This is a genomic window from Prosthecobacter sp., assembly GCF_049294395.1.
In the GTDB taxonomy this organism is placed as follows: Bacteria; Verrucomicrobiota; Verrucomicrobiia; order Verrucomicrobiales; family Verrucomicrobiaceae; genus Prosthecobacter.
Window position 1 is genome coordinate 1 of the sequence record NZ_JBAQCR010000355.1, and the last position, 19,558, is coordinate 19,558.

16 protein-coding genes are annotated in these 19,558 nt (G+C 59.8%); 9 read left to right on the forward strand and 7 right to left on the reverse strand.

Going from position 1 to position 19,558, the window contains the following annotated elements; translation table 11 throughout:
* On the reverse strand, positions 1 to 747 hold a 747-nt coding region (locus tag WAW39_RS23665), incomplete at its 3' end, for a hypothetical protein (protein WP_422321626.1).
* 45 nt (positions 748 to 792) lie between these two features.
* Between WAW39_RS23665 and WAW39_RS23670 the strand changes: the two genes are divergently transcribed.
* A complete protein-coding gene (locus WAW39_RS23670; RefSeq protein ID WP_422321627.1) occupies positions 793 to 1,704 on the forward strand; it encodes an alpha/beta hydrolase in 912 nt (303 codons plus the stop codon).
* Between the two features lies 1 nt (position 1,705).
* On the opposite strand, the gene WAW39_RS23675 is transcribed toward WAW39_RS23670, so the two are convergent.
* Positions 1,706 to 2,530: a hypothetical protein gene (locus WAW39_RS23675; RefSeq protein ID WP_422321628.1), complete on the reverse strand. Its 825-nt coding sequence runs from the start codon at positions 2,528 to 2,530 to the stop codon at positions 1,706 to 1,708.
* 154 nt (positions 2,531 to 2,684) lie between these two features.
* Complete coding sequence (locus WAW39_RS23680) at positions 2,685 to 4,313, reverse strand: porin (RefSeq protein WP_422321629.1); 1,629 nt, start codon at positions 4,311 to 4,313, stop codon at positions 2,685 to 2,687.
* A gap of 306 nt (positions 4,314 to 4,619) precedes the next feature.
* Here WAW39_RS23680 and WAW39_RS23685 point away from each other — a divergent pair, with 306 nt between their 5' ends.
* From WAW39_RS23685 to WAW39_RS23720, 8 genes are all read left to right on the forward strand, one after another.
* Positions 4,620 to 5,435 (forward strand): PstS family phosphate ABC transporter substrate-binding protein, encoded by an 816-nt coding sequence (locus WAW39_RS23685; RefSeq protein WP_422321630.1) that lies wholly within the window; start codon positions 4,620 to 4,622, stop codon positions 5,433 to 5,435.
* A 94-nt stretch (positions 5,436 to 5,529) separates the two neighbouring features.
* Positions 5,530 to 7,464, forward strand: a complete 1,935-nt coding sequence (gene pstC, locus WAW39_RS23690) for a phosphate ABC transporter permease subunit PstC (RefSeq protein ID WP_422321631.1) — start codon at positions 5,530 to 5,532, stop codon at positions 7,462 to 7,464.
* Complete coding sequence (gene pstA / locus WAW39_RS23695; protein ID WP_422321632.1) at positions 7,461 to 8,642, forward strand: phosphate ABC transporter permease PstA; 1,182 nt, start codon at positions 7,461 to 7,463, stop codon at positions 8,640 to 8,642. The genes pstC and pstA overlap by 4 nt, the downstream gene beginning before the upstream one ends.
* A 14-nt stretch (positions 8,643 to 8,656) precedes the next feature.
* The gene (pstB, locus tag WAW39_RS23700; protein WP_422321633.1) at positions 8,657 to 9,445 is read left to right on the forward strand and encodes a phosphate ABC transporter ATP-binding protein PstB; all 789 of its coding nucleotides are present in this window, start codon (positions 8,657 to 8,659) and stop codon (positions 9,443 to 9,445) included.
* 3 nt (positions 9,446 to 9,448) lie between these two features.
* The gene (pstB, locus tag WAW39_RS23705) at positions 9,449 to 10,237 is read left to right on the forward strand and encodes a phosphate ABC transporter ATP-binding protein PstB (protein ID WP_422321634.1); all 789 of its coding nucleotides are present in this window, start codon (positions 9,449 to 9,451) and stop codon (positions 10,235 to 10,237) included.
* 73 nt (positions 10,238 to 10,310) lie between these two features.
* Positions 10,311 to 11,045, forward strand: a complete 735-nt coding sequence (locus WAW39_RS23710) for a hypothetical protein (protein ID WP_422321635.1) — start codon at positions 10,311 to 10,313, stop codon at positions 11,043 to 11,045.
* Positions 11,042 to 11,782 carry a type III pantothenate kinase gene (locus WAW39_RS23715; protein WP_422321636.1) on the forward strand — a complete coding sequence of 247 codons (741 nt, stop codon included), beginning with the start codon at positions 11,042 to 11,044 and terminating at the stop codon, positions 11,780 to 11,782. Before WAW39_RS23710 ends, WAW39_RS23715 begins: the two co-directional genes overlap by 4 nt.
* Before the next feature lie 13 nt (positions 11,783 to 11,795).
* The gene (locus WAW39_RS23720; protein ID WP_422321637.1) at positions 11,796 to 12,734 is read left to right on the forward strand and encodes an ROK family protein; all 939 of its coding nucleotides are present in this window, start codon (positions 11,796 to 11,798) and stop codon (positions 12,732 to 12,734) included.
* 57 nt (positions 12,735 to 12,791) lie between these two features.
* On the opposite strand, the gene WAW39_RS23725 is transcribed toward WAW39_RS23720, so the two are convergent.
* The 4 genes from WAW39_RS23725 to WAW39_RS23740 all read right to left on the reverse strand — a co-directional run bounded on the left by WAW39_RS23725 (position 12,792) and on the right by WAW39_RS23740 (position 19,508).
* A complete protein-coding gene (locus WAW39_RS23725) occupies positions 12,792 to 13,970 on the reverse strand; it encodes a 3-keto-disaccharide hydrolase (protein ID WP_422321638.1) in 1,179 nt (392 codons plus the stop codon).
* A gap of 144 nt (positions 13,971 to 14,114) precedes the next feature.
* Positions 14,115 to 15,365 (reverse strand): response regulator, encoded by a 1,251-nt coding sequence (locus WAW39_RS23730; protein ID WP_422321639.1) that lies wholly within the window; start codon positions 15,363 to 15,365, stop codon positions 14,115 to 14,117.
* A 14-nt stretch (positions 15,366 to 15,379) separates the two neighbouring features.
* Positions 15,380 to 18,067: an ATP-binding protein gene (locus WAW39_RS23735; protein ID WP_422321640.1), complete on the reverse strand. Its 2,688-nt coding sequence runs from the start codon at positions 18,065 to 18,067 to the stop codon at positions 15,380 to 15,382.
* Positions 18,060 to 19,508, reverse strand: coding sequence for a class I SAM-dependent methyltransferase (locus WAW39_RS23740; protein ID WP_422321641.1), 1,449 nt, complete (start codon positions 19,506 to 19,508; stop codon positions 18,060 to 18,062). The genes WAW39_RS23735 and WAW39_RS23740 overlap by 8 nt, the downstream gene beginning before the upstream one ends.
* Positions 19,509 to 19,558 lie beyond the last annotated feature (50 nt).

The window sequence follows — 19,558 nt, forward strand, 5'->3', positions numbered from 1 at the left end:
CGCCAGCAGGCCGCTGCGACCGCAGCCCAGCAACAGCAGGAGATGGCGGCCCAGCAGCAGCGTGCCACGGCTGAACGCATGGCTTCCGAACAAGCCGCCGCCGCAGAAGCAGAACGGGTTCGTCAGCAGACTGAAGCCGCAGCCATGCAGCAGCGCCAGCAGGAGGAAGCCACCCGCCGTGCCGCTGAAGAGCAGCAAATGAAGGCGCAGCAGGAAACCGAACGCCGCACTCAAGAAATGGCCGCCCAGCGCCAGGCTGAAGAGCAGGCCCGTCGTCAGCAGGAGGCTGAAATGCAGCGTGCGCAGGAGCAGGCCCGCCGTGCGGCTGAAGAGCAGCAAATGCGCGCCCAGCAGGAAGCCGAACGTCGTGCTCAAGAAATGGCCCAGCGCCAGGCGGAAGAGCAGGCTCGCCGTCAGCAGGAGGCGGAAATGCAGCGTGCGCAGGAGCAGGCCCGCCGTGCGGCTGAAGAACAGCAGATGCGCGCCCAGCAGGAGGCTGCTCAGCAAGCCCAAGAAATGGCTCAGCGTCAGGCGGAAGAGCAGGCCCGGCGTGCCCAGGAGATGGCTCAGCGCCAAGCAGAGGAGCAGGCGCGTCGTGCTCAGGAAGAAGCCCAGCGTGCTGCCGCAGAGGCCGCGCAGAGGGCTGCTGCCGAAGCTGCGCAGCGTGCCGCCGCTGAAGCCGCCCGCAATCAGCCGCAGCCTGCTCCCGGATCTTGAGCCGATGCGATGATTCGCCCTGCCCGTCACAGTTCCTGATTGTCATGCGGCAGGCTGGCGCGGTAGAATTTTGGAATGCGCTGGCTGCTGCCCCTTTTCCTAATCTGCGGTTCGTGGGCAGTGCATGCGGATGAGGTCATCCGGGTCACCTGGAAGACCACGCACGCAGCAGCACCGCCGCAGTTCAGTCGTCCGACGGCGGATTTCCTGCCGATGTTCCGGCTGGCGCTGACCACGCTGCCAGAGTCTGCGATCGTCGCCCTGGCTCTGTCACAACCCGCGATGCTTGGACTGACGCCTGCGCAGGCGGGCATGATGCGGCCTTTGGTGGCGGAGCGTTATGCGTTGATCGCCAAATCACCGGCCTACTCCGGTGTGGCTTCGGCGCTGCCGTATTGTTTTGCGGAAAAACGTCCGCAGGAAGGGCTGGCGCTGGTGCACATGCCCACGGGGGCGGATGCGCGGACTCCAATGCTGCTGTTTCTGCACGGTTATGGCGGCAGTTTCCTGTGGTATCAGCATTTGCTGGCCGAGCATTTTGGCAATCAGATCATTGTCTGTCCCGCTCATGGCATCAACACCTCAACCATTACCAGCGAGTATGTGCAGGAGTGCGTGCAGGCCGTGGGCTTGCGTCTGGGACGACCCGTGCTGAAGCCGGTTTTGATGGGGCTTTCAGCAGGCGGGTTCGGTGCTTGTGATGTGTACACAAAGCACCCGGAACGCTTTGACCGCCTGATCTGCCTGGCTGCGTATCCTCCCGAGGACCTGCTGCTGAAATTTCCGCGTGATGCGCGGGCTGCGTTCATCGCCGGGGGCGGCGAGTACTTCGTGAAGTCGGGAGATTTCGCCCGACGCATCGCGCAGGTGAGGCAGCTCGCACCTGTCACGCAGGCATTCACCGTTCCGGAGGCGGATCACTTTTTCCTGCTCAGCCATACGACGCTGACGATGGCCAAGCTGCGCGAGTGGATGCCCCGGCCCTGATTCACACCCGCAGCATATCCTTCACCACCTGCCAGTAGAGGAAGATGCAGCCGCGCCAGGAATAGCGGAATTCGCCGTTGCCGGTGGGCTCGATGACGCCTGCGGTGATGTTGTGGTCAATGAGCACGCTCATGTCGCGCTCGATGTAGGCGTGGAGATACTCAGTGTCCTGCAGCGCCAGGTCTTCGGAGCGGATGCCTTCGCGGTGGAGGAAGTCTTCATGGCGCTCCAGCAGGTCAGAGAACGAGCCCGCATGGGTGAAGCGGTTCAGGCGCTGCTTGGGGGAGTGCTTCATCGTGGCGGCGAATGGGTAGTTCGTCGTGGTGAAGGTGACTCCACTGATGGTGCGTGAAGTGAGGCTGACGTAGGAAAAGCCAAACTCCCCCTGCTGCGCCAGCGCGATGGCGGCCTGCATGCGTTTTTCCGCATGGTAGAAGAGCCGCATGAAGTAGTCTGTCTGGCTGAACTTCCAGCCGGTGTCACCGACTTCGGTGAATCCGGCATCATCCGCCTCGCTGCTGAGCTCGGAGAGCTCAGGGAAGACTTCGCGGGAAGGGGGGAAGCGGTGCTTGACCTCGCTTTTGATAGGGAAGCGCAGCCGCCGAACGCGGAAGACGATTTCCATCCACGGCAGCATGAACCAGGCACCGACAAAGATGGCGCCGCCGATGTGCGAGTAGGTCAGGTAGTAGCCGCTGAGATAGGAGGCGCCCAGCAAAGCCAGCCAGCCCAGCTTCTGGATGAAGCGGTTGTTGAAGGAGCGGCAGGCGATGGCAAAAACGATGACTGCCGCAACATACAGAATCTGCTGGAGTGTGGTTTCCATGGGGCCGCTGATTTTGAAGCGAAGGTGAAACTAAAGGATGAGGTGAGACAAAGCAACCCTGCATCCGTTCGTCTTAACCGCCTGAAAACGAAGAGGCCGGACGCACTCCCGATGCATCCGGCCTCCCACTCAACCTTAACCAAAAAATGAGCGCTTAGAAATTGACCTGGGCCTGCACGCCGAGGTAGTCGTAATTCACGTTGCTGTAAGGAGCCACGTTGGTGTTGGTGCGCATGCCGTGCATGAACATGGCCGTGAGCTCCAGTTCCGGGTAGGGGATGTAGCGGAAACCAAAGCCGACTTCGTTGACCTTGTCCTTCGGTGCGTTGACGGCAAATTTACGACCGCCGTTGTAGGTCTGCCAGCGGGCGAAGGGAATGATTTCGCGCTGGTTGGCAAACACGTGGCGGTAATTTGCCTGCACATAGCCGCCGCTCAGACTGGAGGAGGTGATGGTGCGCATGTCATTGGAAAGCTGCGGTCCTTTGCCCCAGTTCCATTCGGTTTCGATGCCGAAGGGCTGCGGGTACAAGATGGCGGAAATGCCGACGCGTGCATCGGTGAAACCACGGTTGCCTCCGTTGCCATTGGCAGGAGTGCCCACGCCGGGGATGGCTGCCGTGGTGGTGTTGAATTTCCCAGCATAGCCCTGGACGCTTAGCTCGAGGAATTGACCGTTGTCGAACTCGAAGGGATAGGTGGCACGGGCCGCCCAATGCGGCTGTCCGTTCGTGTCCGGCTTGTTGATGCCTTGGCCGGAAAAAGCACCAAAGGCGATCATGCCATAGTCACCCGAACCGCGCAGCCCCATCTTGACGAGGTTTTTGAAACGTTCGCGGATCTCATAAGGGGCATACATGTAGTAGACGCCAAAGTCACGCTCGCTTTCCACGGCCGTGCTGATGGCTTCAGGGCGCTCCAAGGCGAGCCGATTCTGGGATGACTGCAAGATGGAATGGCCATAGGGGACTTTGGACAGACCCAGGCGAACGCGATGTTCACGGGCTGGGTCGAGGGAGACGTCGGCGTAGTAGTCGCGTGCCTGCACACCGCCATTGCCATTGACGCCGCCAAACAAGTCTGCCTGGAAATAGAGGTAGACATGGTTGGTCAGGTCACCACTGAAGGCCAGACGGCCGCGGCGGACACCGATGCTCGACTGGTCATTGGCAAACGAGTCATTCTGAACATGCAGCTGACCGCCATCTTCGTGCATCACGGAATCCGCACGCACTTGCAGGTAGCCCTTCATTTTCAGGCGCTCGTACCATTTATCAGCCAGCAGGGTGTCGAGCTCTGCTGCCGACATGGTGGAGGGGGAGGTGTTGTCGGTGATCTTGGAGATGTCCTCAATCTGCCCGCGGGTCGTGGAAATGACGTTTTCGAGATCGCCCACCTTGCTCTCGGTCTGAGAGAGGCGTTTTTCCAGCGTGGTGCCGCCAGCGCGGTTCAAGGCATTCTCAAGGTTGCCCACCTTGCTTTCGGTTTGGGCCAGACGCTTTTCGAGAGCGGAGGTGTTTGCCGTGGAACCGGCTGCAGGAGCTGAAGCTGCTGGCGCCGGAGTGGCTGCCACTGCGGCTTTGTCCCTCTCCTTGTCCTCTTCACGCGAGGCGGCGACCAGCATGTCGTACTCCTCCTGGCTCAGGGTGCCCTTGGCCTTCATGATGGAGAAGAGCTTTTCCATGGCAGGGCCAGCAGCAACTGGCAAGGAGGGGGGCAGGGCGATGGCGACGGCTGCAAGAGCAGCCATGACACGGGAAATGCGGGAATGTTTGAGGCGCATGTGTGAGGTGAGTCAGGTGAGTTGAATGAGCTCCCCCAGGCGATGTGGTATCCCCTGGGAAAGGAATGTCACATGGCTGTAACCGGTTTCCCCTGCGAGGTTCTTAATGTGACGCTTTCGTCACGAAAGTGAGTTATTCACATGGCAATTGCCTCTTGAGAGGTGGCGGCGGGCTCAGTATTCTGTTTGTGACGCTTTCGTCACAGTGTGCATTTTGACCACCTGCCCCATTCCGCCAATATCCGCCTCGTCACCCGCGAACTGCCGGCGGACAAGCTTATCGCCTTACTCTATCCTACAACCCTCATGAAGATCGCCTTCCTCACCCTTGTCACCACCTTGACCGCAGCACTTTCGCTTCAGGCTCAGACCACCCTGCGCATTCGCGGCTCCGACACCCTCGGAGCCAAGCTCGTCCCGCAGCTGGCCGAATCCTTCAAGAAGCAGGGTGGCAAAGTCAGCTTTGACATCGCGGCGGAAGGTTCCTCCACCGCTTTCACGAATCTGGCCTCCGGCACGGCGGAAGTGGGCATGTCCAGCCGCAAGGTGAAGGCAGATGAGCGCACACTTTGCCGCAGCAAGGGAGTGACCCTCACGGAATACGAAGTCGCCTGGGACATGATCTCCGTCGTGGTGAACAAGAACAACCCCGTGTCCGATCTCTCCAAAAAGCAGCTGCTGCAGATTTTTGCCGGTGACATCAAGGACTGGAGCGAAGTCGGCGGCACCCCCGGCCCCATCTCGGTTTACACCCGCAACACTTCTTCGGGCACTTACAAAGACTTCATCGGCCTGGCCATGAAAGGCCGTGAGTATGGCAAAAACAGCCAGAAGATGGCTGGGAATGAGCAGATTGCGGCAGAAGTGGGCTCCAATCCGAACGGCATCGGTTATGTCGGCTACGCGTATTCGGGTGCGAAGGGCATCAAGGTGGTCTCCATCGCAGGTGCCTTCCCCAGCCCAGCGGCGGTGAAGTCCTACCCGCTGTCCCGCCCGACTTATCTTTACACCAGCGGCGAACCCACCGGCACCACCAAGGCCTTCATCGACTTCTGCCTCAGCCCTGCGGGCGACGCGATTGTCAACAAGGCTGGCTTTGTCCCACTTAGCATTGCGAAATAACTGTTGATTGACCGATTCACCAGTCCGGCGGAAGAGACATGTCTCGACCGCCGGATTTGTTTTCAACTCCGGTGCATTCTTCCCTCATAGCCGCATGAACAGCCTCCCGACGCCCAGCAGACCGCCGCTGCGCAGCGTGCTGCTCAGGAGTCGCAAGCACACCATTCTTGGGGTGGATCCCCAGAAGCTGATCAAATATTTCTTCGGCAGCAATGCCAGCGTGGCCATCATCGTGCTGGTGCTGATCATGGTGTTCCTGCTGCGAGAGGGCATTGATTTTCTGCCGACCTACCAGCGTGAGTTGCAGACCTATCGCCGGGCGGGCCTGGAGTTTTGTGACATCATCGACCAGCCGTTGCAGCGGAATCAGGCGCTTTCCAGCAGTCTGCGCCAGGCAGTCAGTGCATCCTTGGAAACGCTGAGCAAGTCGGCGCGTGACCGCCGTGATGCGGCCTTTTTGCTGAAGCGACAGGTTGAGGACAAGACTGCGCGGCCGCGCGAATCGCTCACGCAGGCGCTGGAGAAGACGCCTCCCGCACCGGAGCAGATCGAGGTTTTTCGCCGAGAACTGGCTGAGGCGTCTGCGGCTGCTGCGAAAGCGCTGGAGTATCCGGCTGTTTTCAGTGCCGCAGAACGCGAACAAATGCAGCGCGAATTCTCTGCGCTGACACCGGAGGTCACTGACCTGCCACCGCTAATGCAGACGCTGGTGGCGGATTTCAGTGCCAAAGACCGCGAGGCACGCACCAAGTTTGCTGCTCTTGTAACGGCGCAGGAAGAATTTGAGGAAGCTACGGAACCGCTCCAAGAAGTGGTGGACGAGCTCAAGGCGAAGGCTCTGGAGACGAAGGAAAAAGCCGTGGAGTTTGAGGTGCTGGAAACCAACCGCCTGCGTCTTCTCGAAGCCGCCGCCACAGAAACTGATCCAAAAGAAAAAGCCAGCCTGACCAAGGAGGCGGAGGAATCCGTCGCTGAAACGGTGAATCTGGAGGAGAGCATCAAGGAAATCACCGGACGCACGGCTGAACTGCGTGAGCAGGTGGAAAAATATGCCGTGGTCATTGAAAAGGCCGCTGCTGATCTGCCCAAAGACGCGGGCACCCGAGCCGCCCGCAGACTGGTCAGCGATGTGCGTGAAGGGATTCCGGTGCATGCCCGTGAAATGCGGGCTGCGGCTGGAAAGCTTGAAGGCTGGCACTGGGACAAACCGGTATCCATTTTCACCGTCATTGGCGCTTTCTTCTTCGGCACCCAATGGATCACGAACAGCTCCTGGCAGGATTTCTTTGGCTTTGTCCCGCTGCTGACGGGCTCGCTCGTCATTGCCGCCATCGCCATTTTGATCGCCACGCCCATCAGTGTGGTGGCCGCCATTTACACGAACCAGTTTGCCAGTGAACGGGAGAAGGAGCTGATCAAGCCGGTGATCGAATTCATTCAGGCCATTCCTTCGGTCGTGCTGGGATTCATCGGCATCTCGCTGGTGGGGAATTTGATCAAAGACGTGAGTGAATGGAGCTGGCTGCAATGGGTGCCGGGATTCCCGATTCAGGAGCGTCTCAACATGTTCAATGCGGGCTGTCTGCTCGCTTTCATGGCCGTGCCCACCATGTTCAGTCTCTCGGAAGATGCGCTGAACAACGTGCCGCGTGCCTACATTGATGCGTCTGACGCGCTCGGTGCCACCAAGCTGCAGACTGTCTTTCGTGTCATCGTGCCCGCAGGCATCTCCGGCATTCTCTCCGCCATTCTGCTGGGCCTTGGCCGCGTGGTCGGTGAAACGATGGTGGTGCTGCTCGTCGCGGGCAACCGCATCGCCATTCCTGACTTCAGCGCCGGACCTGGCGTCATTTTTCATCCGGCCCACACGCTGACCGGCATCATCGCGCAGGAACTTGGCGAGGTGTCACGCGGCAGCTCGCACTGGCAGGCGCTGTTCATGGTCGGCATCGTGCTGTTTGCCATCTCGCTGCTGGTCAACTGGTGCGCCCGCGCCGTGGCCCGCCGCTTTGAACCCCACAAGGCATGACCCCTGTCCCCACCAACGACAATCCTTTCGCCGGCGACAACTCCGGCATTCAGCAGCGCGAGACCGCTGCGCGCTGGGCCCTGCGCATCGGCAGCTACATCGTGGTCATCATCACGCTGGCGATCATGCTGCACATTTTCGTCAAAGGCGCGCCGGTGGTGTTCCGGTCGCAGTGGCCGTTTGTGAACACGCAGTTCCTCACGGAACTGCCGGCCACGCTGCATGTCATCGAAGACCAGCAGGGCAATCACATTGAAACCGATGTGAATGGCGCCGACGCGATCAAGAAGAAGCTGGGCGACAACTTCCGTGCGGAGAAAACCATCTCCTATTCGGGTGGTGGGATCCTGGGGCCGATCGTGGGCACGGCGCTGCTCGTGGTTGTCAGCGTGGGTGTCGCGCTTTTTCTCGGCGTCGCCTGTGCGATCTATCTCAGCGAGTATGCCAAGCACGGCAAGTTCCTCGAAATGGTGCGGCTGGCGATCTTGAATCTCGCGGGCGTGCCTTCGGTCGTGTTCGGTTTGTTTGGCCTGGGGGCCTTCGTTTTGACCGCACCGACGTTTGTCGATGTGCCGGCGGAGCGCTCCGTGTTCTCCATCCCGCTCGGTTTCACCACATTGAGCTTTGAAGGCTGGGACACCTGCGTGCTCTCCGGCGGTTTCACGCTCGCCTTTGTCATCCTTCCCGTCATCATCACTGCCAGCGAGCAGTGCCTGCAGGCGGTGCCGCAGGGGTTCCGTGAAACAAGCATGGCCCTGGGTGCGACGCGCTGGCAGACCATCCGCTACAGCGTGCTGCCCTTTGCCACGCCCGGCATTCTGACCTCCAGCATCCTTGGCATCGCCCGTGCGGCAGGTGAAACGGCTCCGATCATGTTCACCGCTGCGCTGGCTTTCAAAGACAAGCTGCCCTGGCAGAAGGACCTGCCGCCGCTGCCAGCGGACGCGTCGATCTTTGCGCACTGGGAGCAGAGCGTGGCGCGCTTTTTCGGCATCTTCACCGAGTCTGTGCAGGCCCTGCCGTATCACATCTACACACTTGCCGCCAAGATCCCGCAGAACGAGTACGCGGAGCGTGCGCAGTATGGGTCTGTTTTCGTTTTCCTCGTTCTGGTCGCCTCGCTGGCCGCCAGCTCCGTGATGCTGCGCAAACGTCTGCGCGCCAAGTATCGCTGGTAATTGCTTCTCCTTTCATGTCCGCCGATTCCACCGCCCAGTCCACACCGCCGCCTGTCGTCCAGGTGAGGGACATGGATTTTTGCTACGGTAGCAGCAAGGCGCTGTTCGACATCAATCTGAAGGTCGAATACCACCGCGTGACGGCGCTCATCGGGCCTTCGGGCTGTGGCAAGAGCACGCTCCTGCGCTGCATCAATCGAATGAACGACCGCGTGCCCAGCGCCCGTGTGACGAAGGGTGAAGTGCTCGTCAAAGGCAAGAACATCCATGATGATGACGTGGATCTCACGCAGTTGCGCAAGCAGGTCGGCATGGTGTTTCAGAAGTCGAACCCATTCCCGAAGAGCATCTACGAAAACGTGGCCTATGGGCTGCGCATTCATGGTGAGAAAAATAAAAGCGTGCTCGATGAAGCCGTCGAACGCTCGCTGAGCCATGCCGCGCTGTGGGAGGAGCTCAAGGACCGCCTGCATGCGAACGCCCTCGCCCTGTCCGGCGGCCAGCAACAGCGGTTATGCATTGCCCGTGCCATCGCCACGGTGCCGGACGTGCTGCTGATGGACGAGCCCTGCTCGGCTCTCGACCCCATCTCCACGCTTAAAATCGAAGAGCTCATGCATCAGCTCGCCAAAGAATTCACGGTGGTCATCGTCACCCACAACATGCAGCAGGCCGTGCGCGTCTCGGACTACACGGCCTTCCTTCATCTTGGCAAACTGGTTGAGTTTGCCCCCACGGAGGAGCTCTTCACCAATCCGCGCGAAAAGCTCACCGAGTCTTATTTGCGCGGCACTTTCAGTTAAAAAATGGCCGCCGAAACTCCAGCTCCCACTGCCGCAGAGCCGCTCATTCAGGTGGAAAAGTTCAACTATGCCTATGGTGACAACCAGGTGCTCTTTGACGTCGATCTGAACATGCGCAGCGAGGATGTGACGGCTCTCATCGGCCCCTCCGGCTGCGGCAAGAGCACCTTGCTGCGTTCCATCAACCGCATCAACGACCTGGTGGAATCCGCCCGCGTTGTCAGCGGCAAAATCAAAATCGACGGCATCGATCTCTATGCGCCTGATGTCGATGTGATCAACCTGCGCCGCAATGTGGGCATGGTCTTCCAGAAGTACAATCCCTTCCCGCGCTCCATTTTTGAAAACGCCGTGTATGGCCTGCGTGTGGCCGGCATCAAAGACCGCCACGACCTTGAAGAAGCCGCCGAACGCAGCCTGCGCTCGGCCGCCCTGTGGGATGAGGTGAAGGACCGTCTCCACGAAGTGGCCACCGGACTTTCCGGCGGCCAGCAGCAACGTTTGTGCATTGCCCGCGCCATTGCCCTGCAGCCACGCATTCTGCTCATGGATGAACCCTGCGCCGCCTTGGACCCCATCGCCACCGCGCGCATTGAGGAGCTGATTCACCAGCTGCGCGGCCAGTACACGTTTGTCATCGTCACGCACAACATGGAGCAGGCCAAGCGCATCGCCGACCGCACCGCGTTCTTTTACAAAGGCCGGCTGATCGAGGAGGACGAGACGATGAACATCTTCCATCACCCGCGTGATCCGCAGACCGAGGCCTACATCACGGGACGGCTGACCTGAGGACGCTGGCTCGGCGGCAGGCCCGCATACCCCGAAGTTGAAAATATTGTTTCTTGCAGCACTGTGGTGGCGCATGAACCTCCGCCCCTTTGCCCTGTTCCTTCTGATTGCCAGCGTTGCCCGCGCAGGCGTGGAGGTGGACATCGACAAATTCGGCGAAAGTCTTGGCGGGTGGACGAAGGAGAAAAAGAAGGCCGCCGAGTACAAATTTTCGGAGGTCGACTTCCGCACCTACAAGCCGGAGGTCACCACTGCGCCTGATGGGGGCGTCTTCATCTCCGTGCGGGTGGACCACCTCCGCGGCATGTTCTCTTCCGATGACCATGCCAGCATCGAGATGAGCTTTGCGCCAGACGGCACCCTCCTTTCCTCCCAGGCGGCCATTTCCATTCAGGCGCGCCGCATTAGCAGCGACATGTTTCGCAGCGGTGGCAGTTCCGCTGCCAAGGCGGCAGGTGAACTCGCTGGCGGCACTGTGGAAAAAGCCGCCAAGCTCAGCAGCAACGTCTTCGCCAGCCTCGCCGGCAAGCTTCTGCGGGAAAACGTCACCGAGCCGGGCCGCATCGCCTACCCCGCCGCCCTGCGTCACAACTACAATCTCCTTTATCAATGCGTGAAATACGTCAAGGACCCGCCCAAGGCACTCGTTGTCGAAGGGGATCCTCTTCGCCCCAAACCTCCAGAGCCCAAAGGCGCCCCTGAAGGCATGTTCAACGTGAACACCTTTGGCGAGGCCCCCAAGGAAGGGGACAAAAAAGAAGAGAAAAAGGAAGAGGCCAAGAAGGAAGACGAGGCTGCCAAACCATGAGCCGGAGGCAGCTGCTCATTGATGTCGGTAATGGTCGCACCAAATTCGGTCTAGCCACGAGTGAGGCGATTCTCGAACGCCGGGAGCATGCCACGCGAGAGCTTTCTCCCGATGCCGTGCGTGCGGTCACGCAGGGCTGGCAGTTTGAAAGCGCTGTGATTTGCAGCGTCGTGCCCAAGGCGGTGCCTGCGTTCCGTGAAGTGTTGGGAGACCAGCTCATCGAACTGCGGTATGACACGCCCATGGGCATCGGCATTCGCTACCCGAAGCCTGAGAGCATCGGGCCAGATCGTCTGGCCAATGCCGTCGCACTGGCGCACATGCATGGTGCGCCTGGTATCGTGATCGACTTCGGCACGGCGGTGACCTTCGACATCCTTTCCGCAGACAAGTTTTACATCGGTGGTGTGATCGCGCCAGGACTGCGGCTGATGACCGATTACCTGCACGAACGCACCGCCCTGCTGCCCCGGGTTGATCTTCGTGAGCCCACCACGGCCATCGGCCAGTCCACCGAGGGAGCAATCCTTGCGGGGGCTGCCATCGGGTATCGAGGGATGGTGAAAGGCATCCTGGAGGCGCTGAAAAAAGAGCTCGGGGGGCAGAAGGTCAGCATCGTTGCCACGGGTGGGGATGCGGAATGGATTATTTCCGGCATGGGCGAGGACATCCTTACGGACCCTGATTTGACCTTGCACGGACTGCGTTTGGTGGGCAATCTCCGCGCCCCGCTTTGAGGCGGGACGCGTTATGGCTGAAACTGACAAAACCTCTATTGGCATCGACTTTGGCGGCACCTCCGTGAAACTCGGTGTGTGCCGTGGCGATGAACTGCTCGTCACTGACGAGCCCATCCCCACCACGCAGTTCCACGGGCCTGCCGCGCTCATTGGGGAGATGGCCGCACGTGTTGCGAAACTGCAAAAGGCCTACCCTCCCATCTGCGCCATCGGCGTCGGCGTTCCTGGGCTTGTGGATTTTGATCACGGTTTTGTGCATGAGCTGACGAACGTCCCCGGCTGGAAGCATGTGCCGCTCAAGGCCATCCTCAGCGAAAAGACCGGGCTGCCCGTGCTGGTGGAAAATGATGCGAATGCGATGACCTATGCCGAGTTCCGTCATGGGGCGGCACGCGGCCTGAAAAACGTCATCGGCCTCACGATGGGCACCGGCATCGGCGGTGGTCTGGTGCTTGATGGCAAGATGTTCCGCGGCAGCGGCTTCGTGGCGGGAGAGATCGGCCAGATGAGCATTGATTACAACGGCAAGGCCGGCCACTACGGCAATCTGGGCGCGCTGGAAAAGTACACTGGAAACCAGCAGATCGCCGAGCACGCCGTGCTGCGTTACTCCGAGGCGGGCATCGAGAAAGACATCGCGGACTGCACGCCCAAAAAGATCGCCGACGCAGCGCAGGCGGGAGATGACATCGCCCGCCAGATCTGGGGCGAGGTGGCCGACTGGCTCGGCACCGCGATCTCCAGCATCGCCTGGCTGCTCAATCCCGATGCCTTCGTGATCGGTGGCGGTGTGGCGCAAGCAGGAGATCTGATTTTCACGCCGCTCAAAAACAAGGTGCAGAGCATGCTCAGCACTGTGGTCTGGGAGCGTCTGCAGATTTTGCCCGCACGCTTCAGCAACGAAGCCGGCATCATCGGCAATGCCGCGCTGGCGGCAGACGCGGTGTAAAGCAGCCCTGTTCCTGCGGATGCGGAACAGGGCTTTCCTTGTCGCTGTGCAATAAGGCTACTTTTTCTTCGGCTTAGGCTCCCAGTCCTCCACCTTGATGATGGCTTCCAAATCTTTCTTGGCGTCGATGTCTTCCGGCAGGATTTTGAACTTGGTGAGGTAGCGCAGCGCCTTGGTCACCTGCAGAATCTCGTTCTTCTTGGATTCGATTTTGTCGGCGGGCACCTCTTTCATCGCGCTGGCGAAATCGCGCACGGTGGCCATGGCAAACTCACGGGCTTCGGCATTGTCCGCGTAGCAGAGAGACTCAAAGTAGTGCAGCATCTTCTCGATGCCTTCGAGCTTGGCGGCCGATTCACGGATGTTTTTTGCGATCTCAGCGCGCTTGGCCGTGGTGGCGGCTTCGCTCATGTGACTGGTCTCACCACCCTCGATGGCGCGCTTGGGCAGAGGGCGGTACCAGATGTTGCGATAGCGGACGGGGTTGCCGTGGTCCTGCAGCTTGAGCGGGCCCTTGTCTGGGAAAGGGCGCGGGGAGGAACGCTTCATGTGGCCGCCACCGCCTTCGAGAGGTGTGTGGTCCTGGGTGAGCACGCCGTTCACGAAAACGGTGATGTAGCCGGGATCGAGTTCCTTGCCGTCTTTGAAGATGGGGCGGCGGAAGACGATGTCGTAGGTCTGCCATTCACCCGGAGCACGCAGCGGATTCGCCATCGGCGGGTTGATGCCGTAGATGGATGACGCCATGCCATCCGGGTAGCTGGGGTTGTTGTAATTATCCAGCACCTGCACCTCGACCTGACCCATGAGGAAGACGCCGCTGTTGCCACGGCCTTGGCTGTTGCCCTCGACCTTGGAAGGAGCACTCCATTCAATGTGGAGCTGGCAGTCGGAAAATTCCTCCTTGGTGCGCACGTAACCGCTGCCCGGCACGCATTGCAGCACCCCGTCTTTGACTTCCCACTTGGTGGGCTCAGCAGGCGTTTTGTCCGCCTGCCATTTTTCAATCTCCTCCGGCTTCCCGCCGAAAAGGATGACGGCATCCGAAGGCGGTGTGCCCGGCTTTTCCTGGGTGCTGAACGTGCCCGGCTCCACGCGCACGGGCTGCGGACGGTTCATGTCATGGATTGCCCATGGATGCGTCGCATCCGGCGGATCGCCGTAGAATGCGCCATCAGCGAGCGCAGCGGTGGTGAGCAGAGACAGTGCGAGAGTGTGAAGCGTGGGTCGGTTCATGGTGGTGAAGAGGTAGATAGGAAGGCGCTTGGAGCAATGAGGATTCATACACTCACCGCGGCCAAATCTCGCGCTCGCTTTGAATGGCAAAAAATATGCCATTCCGCCGATGCGGCAGAATGGCATATCGTATTTTTAAGGGGATCAGCCGTTGGGCAGAAGACGCTCCCAGAGGATGTCGTTCATGAGGACGTTCGTGATGAACTCGCGACTGCTGTCAACGGCGGCCACCGGGGTCGGAGCCACGGCAGGCACGACGATGTCGAGGATGAGGCCCTTGGCAGTGCGCTGGGATGTGATGCGGCCACCGAGATGGTAGGCGAGGAAGAACGCGCCCATGAGGGTGAGGCCTGGTCCATCCGTGGTGACGTCATCGTGAGTGAAGAAGGGATCAAACACGGAGCGCAGCACATCGCTGGCGAGCCCAGGACCGGTGTCGGTGAGGGTGAGATGCAGCGCTCCGGTATCGGCGGCCTCGGCCGCTGTTTTGGCAGAGAGGGTGACCTGTGTGCCGGAGGAAAGCAGCGATAGCTCTGTCTGAAGCAGCAGGTGCAGCATTTTTTCAAACGCAGGTCGGCTGGCCTGAAGGGCTGGGAGTGCTCCTGCAGCTTCAAATTTCAGCTCGACACCCTTTGCCGTGAAGGCGGCACGCTGCTGGTCAATCAATGCTTGAATGACATTGGCCGCATCCATCTTGTGCTCGGCACCGGAGGCGGACTGCAGTTCACCGAGGAGATCGGCGATGCGTGCAGCCTGACGCACCACATGCGCGTGGAAGTCACGCCAGAAGGTGGCCTGACGCAGGCGGTCGAGGTCAAAATTCTGCTGGCCGAGTCTTCCGGGAGTGATGTCCAGGAAGGCATGCACGGCACGCAGAGGCTGGTTCAGCTTCTGGTTCAGCCCGGCGGCAACGACCCCCAGCCCCATGACGCGGTCGGTGATGAGCAGGTTCTGCAGCACAGAGAGTTTTTCCTGCAGCAGACCGTCGCGCTCCTGCTGGAGGATGTAAAACTCCATGGCGCGGTGCAGGGTGTTGCGCACATCGTCCATCTGGATGGGCTTGGAGATGTAGCGGAAAATGCTGCCGAGGTTGACCGCATCCACCGTGACATCGTAGTCGGCGTAAGCCGTGACCATCATGCGCACGAGGCGGGGGCGGAGCTGGCGTGCACGCTCAAGCAGCTGCACCCCTTTTTCCCCCGGCATGCGCTGGTCGGACAGCAGCACGCCGATGTCCTCACCATGCTGCTCGATGAGTTTGAGCCCCTCGGCCGCACTGATGGCTGTGAGGATGCGGAATTCGTCTCCGAATGTCTTTTCGAAGTACTTCAACGCCTTCTCTTCATCATCGACATAGAGAACGGCATAGCGTTTGAGGTCGTATTGGTTTTGCATATGGGGAAGTCCTTCTAGGTGTCGGCGTGGTTGTTGTTGGGGCTGTCGGTAGAGGGTAGCTCGAGAATGAACTCGGTAAACTGGCCGGGCTGGCTGCGTACTTCAATGCGTCCGCCATGGTCGGCAATGATGCGGTTGCAAATGGAAAGTCCAAGCCCCATGCCCTGGCCCACGTCTTTGGTGGTGAAGAAGGGGTCGAAGATCTTGTCCCGGATCTCCTGCGGAATGCCGGGTCCGTTGTCCTTGATGGAGAGAATGGTTCTGTTTCCGCGGGCGAACGCGGAAAGCTTGATGCAGGCCGACTCTCCCTCCGGGTATTCCTTGGTCGCCATGGCATCCAGGGCGTTCTGGATGAAATTGATGAGCACCTGCACGAACTGGTTGCTGTCGCCCCGGATTTCAAGCTCCTCGGGAATGTCCACTTCACGCTGGATGCCGTCTTTCCAGACGTGAGCAAAGAAGCGCATGCAGGTGTTTACCACGTTCTTCAAGTCAAAGGCGTGATTGAGCTGGTTGGTGGTGCGGGTGAAGCCGCGCAGGTCGGAGATGATCTGGATGACGCGGTTCACCCCTTCCTCCACATCTTTGACGGTGTCGGCAAAGTCGGCGCGTTCATCCTCGGGCAGGGATTTGGTGGAACGACTGATGATGCCCAGGCCCTGACGTGCGTAGTTGAGCGGATTGTTGATTTCGTGGATCAAGCCGGCACTGAGGCGTCCGAGGGAGGCGAGCTTCTCATTCTGCACGAGCATGGATTCGGTCTCCTTGATCTGCTCCAGCGCATTTTCGAGCTGTTGCTTTTGCACCACGAGCTCCTTCTGGAACAGGCGCGAATCGACGAGATTTTTCAAGCGCACCATGATCTCCGTGAGTGAGAATGGTTTGGCCAGAAAGTCGCTGGCCCCGGCGTCGAGGCATGCGAGCTTGGTTTTCTCATCCGCACGTGCGGTGAGCAGCACCACGGGGATGGAGCGTGTGATGCTGCGCTCACGCAGCTCACGGCAGACCTGCAGGCCGTCTTTTTCCGGCATCATCATGTCTGAGAGAATGATGTCCGGGAGGAACTGCGCCGCCTTTTCCACGGCCTGCTGCCCGTCCACGGCCTCGAGAATTTCGAAGGTGCCGCTGAGCTGGCTCTTGAGGAAGCGCAGCATGTCGGGTTCGTCGTCGGCGATCAGCAGCTTGGGCTTGCGGCTGCGGCCGACGCCGGTTTCCACCGGACGCAGGGTGGCTTGCAGCGAAGTCATGGCCGGGAAGAGTTCGGCGCGGCGATAGAGTTCGGCGATCCAGTCCTTGTTCTTGGGGCTGTCGGCGTCTCCTTCCTCGATCGTTTCATCCGACTCATCATCTTCAGTGGCGGTCGGCTCACCTTGGAGGAGAGGGATGTTCACCGTCATGGTCGTGCCTTTGCCGACTTCACTGGTGGCCACGACATTGCCGCCCTGCGCTTCCGCGAGCTCTTTGACGAGGGCGAGGCCGATGCCCATGCCCTGGAATTTGCGCTGGGATGAAGTGTCCGCCTGCCAGAAGCGATTGAAGATGTGCGGCAGCTGATCCGCTGGAATGCCCATGCCGGAGTCACGCACTTCAATGGCCAGCCAGCCGTCTGTCTTGAGGGCGCTGAAGTTGACGTGACCATTGGCGGCAGTGAATTTCAGAGCATTAAAGAGCAGGTTGAGGCAGATGCGTTCCAGCTTCTCCGGATCGGCGAGCACGGTGCCGAGATCTTCATCCACATGGGAATGCAGATGGATGCGCTTGTCTTTCGCGACGCTGCCGACGGCGTTGGCGAGACCGCTGATGAAATCGTTCACATTGACGCGCTTGGTGTTGACCTGAGCGCGGCCGGATTCGAGGCGCACCAGATCCAGCAAGTCATTGATGAGCTTGAGCAGGCGCATGGAGTTGCCATGCATGGTGGCCATCAGGTCACGCTCTTCCTGAGGACGGGTGGATTCAGCGCTCTGGATCAGGCTTTCCAGCGGAGCAATGAGCAGGGTCAGCGGCGTGCGAAGTTCATGGCTGATGTTGGCGAAGAAGCGGCTTTTGGCCTCGTCGAGCTCACGCAGTTTCTGGTTGCTGGCCTCAAGCTCGGCGCGGTTGAGGTCCAGATCGTGACGCAGCTTGAACTCGGAGAAGCGGATGGTGTTGTAAAACCAGGTGCCGGCGGTGGTGAAGACTCCGGTGACGAAAAGGAAATAAAGATTGTTGAAGAAGATGCTGCGATTGACGATCGGACCATGGAAATAGCACGCCAGCAGGTAGGACGTCACCGTGAGGACCACCACCAGGATGCTGTCCTGCAGCGTCCAGCGCATGAGAATAGCGGCTCCCAGCATCACCAGGTTCAGCCCGGCATAGTAGGGTGATTCAGCCCCCCCTTTGGCGTAGATCATCCATGCAATCCCGACAATGAGAGGCATGGCCATGAGCAGGCCGAGCAGTCGGTGCATGCGCTTGCCCCAGGCGGTGGTCAAAGCCAGCCAGACGAGGATGCTGACCACGGCGGAAAGAACACGAGCGGGAAAGAAGCGCTTTACGCCTTCCTCCTGAAACACCACCCAGTCCAATGAACTTCCGGCCAGCATGAACACGACGGCAAGGATGCCGCAGAGCTGATAGTTGCGGACTCGGATGTCCTGCTCGTAGGCCTGGAAGTTTCCTTTCAGGCCACCAGCTAAAACTGGAGAAGCATCAGGCATCGAGAGGTTTGCGTACTTCGAGGAAGATATTCACGCCCGTGGCGTCTGGTTTCACCACAAAAGACCCCGGGGGCGCACGATCAGGCGCCAGCTTGAGAAACTGTTCTTCGTCACGGTACACGAGATGCCATTCGGCCAGATACTCCATCCAGTTCCGCCAGGGATTGCTGGGGTGCACATTGGTGGCGATCAGCAATCCGCCGGGTGCGAGCAGATCATAGAAGATTTCCAGCAGACGCCGGCAGATGCGGTCGGAGAGGTAGTCGAACAAACCGGCGCAATAGACCATGTCATAGGTGCCTGACTGGGCCGCCGCACGTCCGGACTCTTTCAAAACTTGGTGCACGGATTTTTTCTCGAAGCGCAGGCCGGTGCGGCGACGGTGTCGGTTGCGCAGATCTTCCAGAGACCGCGTCGTGTGCATGATGGTCTCATCATTGAAGTCCAGCAGCAGCAGGTCTGCCGAGTCGGAGATGGGCTCATGGGTGAGGAAGTTTTGAATCTCCTGGGCCGGGCCGCAACCCAGGTTGTAGATGCGTGCCACGCGGTTCTGGGCGGCTGCACGTGCTGTTTCGGCCTTGAGCTGCTCCACCAGGTAAACGATGCGGTTGCGGTGTGCGATCACCGGCGGGATGTCCAGATAGAGCTTGTTGAGCAGCTTTGCAAAGATCGAGCTGCCTTCATAAGGATCACGCAGCATCATGCTGACCATCTCATAGTCACCGGCATAGCCCAGAGGCTTGTGATACGTCCGGTAAACAAACGGTGCGCACAGCACCAGCGGGTGAAGCTGGCGCTTGATGTAGCTGCGGTGCACCGGCTGCTGCTCCAGCGGAATGATGGCGGCGGATTCCTCAAACCGCTTCATCAGCGGATACACTGTGGGAACGATGGGCTCCTCCATCTGCAGGAGGACTTCACGCTCCGCCTGAATGCGATCTCCCGTGGGCAGTGAGCGCACGCCGAGCTCCACCTGCTCCATCCAGCGGCGCAGGTCGGAAAGCATGGTGTGCATGTCCGCCACCACGATTTTGAAATCGGGCATGACGCGATAGCTTTTTTCCGTCTCCCGCAGGAACTCGGCAAACTCGGTCAGCAGGCGGCCCTTGTTCTGCGAGGGGGAGAGGATGTCGATGTCAATCCAGCCTTCATCTGACAGCGAAGCCTCGCAGATGAGCATGATGCCGGTGTTCACCAAGTTGGCAATGGTGGCCCTCCCGGTGTAGACCACGCGGTCGTTCATCATGATCCGGAAGTCATTCAGGACTTCAGAGAGCTGAACAATGCTGTAGGGATTGTAAACTTCAAACACACCCAGATAGCGTGTGAGCCGGTGAAGCGTGCCGCGCACTTCAGCCCCCTGGCTGTTGCGGCAGATGATGAAACTGAGCCGCTCCCCTGAGGAAGCGAGATTGGGAAGTGCGTTGTCGTTGTTCTCCATGTTACGAATCCTCTGCTAAAGCGGTTTGCTCGCTGATGACAACACAAGCC

What these genes read in the sequence shown, in the direction of transcription:
- pstC (WP_422321631.1), top strand. Translation starts at nt 5,530, where the DNA reads ATGAACAGCCTCCCGACGCCCAGCAGACCGCCGCTGCGCAGCGTGCTG.
- WAW39_RS23730 (WP_422321639.1), bottom strand. Translation starts at nt 15,365, where the DNA reads ATGCAAAACCAATACGACCTCAAACGCTATGCCGTTCTCTATGTCGAT.
- pstA (WP_422321632.1), top strand. Translation starts at nt 7,461, where the DNA reads ATGACCCCTGTCCCCACCAACGACAATCCTTTCGCCGGCGACAACTCC.
- WAW39_RS23740 (WP_422321641.1), bottom strand. Translation starts at nt 19,508, where the DNA reads ATGGAGAACAACGACAACGCACTTCCCAATCTCGCTTCCTCAGGGGAG.
- WAW39_RS23680 (WP_422321629.1), bottom strand. Translation starts at nt 4,313, where the DNA reads ATGCGCCTCAAACATTCCCGCATTTCCCGTGTCATGGCTGCTCTTGCA.
- pstB (WP_422321634.1), top strand. Translation starts at nt 9,449, where the DNA reads ATGGCCGCCGAAACTCCAGCTCCCACTGCCGCAGAGCCGCTCATTCAG.
- WAW39_RS23670 (WP_422321627.1), top strand. Translation starts at nt 793, where the DNA reads ATGCGCTGGCTGCTGCCCCTTTTCCTAATCTGCGGTTCGTGGGCAGTG.
- pstB (WP_422321633.1), top strand. Translation starts at nt 8,657, where the DNA reads ATGTCCGCCGATTCCACCGCCCAGTCCACACCGCCGCCTGTCGTCCAG.
- WAW39_RS23685 (WP_422321630.1), top strand. Translation starts at nt 4,620, where the DNA reads ATGAAGATCGCCTTCCTCACCCTTGTCACCACCTTGACCGCAGCACTT.
- WAW39_RS23715 (WP_422321636.1), top strand. Translation starts at nt 11,042, where the DNA reads ATGAGCCGGAGGCAGCTGCTCATTGATGTCGGTAATGGTCGCACCAAA.
- WAW39_RS23735 (WP_422321640.1), bottom strand. Translation starts at nt 18,067, where the DNA reads ATGCCTGATGCTTCTCCAGTTTTAGCTGGTGGCCTGAAAGGAAACTTC.
- WAW39_RS23710 (WP_422321635.1), top strand. Translation starts at nt 10,311, where the DNA reads ATGAACCTCCGCCCCTTTGCCCTGTTCCTTCTGATTGCCAGCGTTGCC.
- WAW39_RS23725 (WP_422321638.1), bottom strand. Translation starts at nt 13,970, where the DNA reads ATGAACCGACCCACGCTTCACACTCTCGCACTGTCTCTGCTCACCACC.
- WAW39_RS23675 (WP_422321628.1), bottom strand. Translation starts at nt 2,530, where the DNA reads ATGGAAACCACACTCCAGCAGATTCTGTATGTTGCGGCAGTCATCGTT.
- WAW39_RS23720 (WP_422321637.1), top strand. Translation starts at nt 11,796, where the DNA reads ATGGCTGAAACTGACAAAACCTCTATTGGCATCGACTTTGGCGGCACC.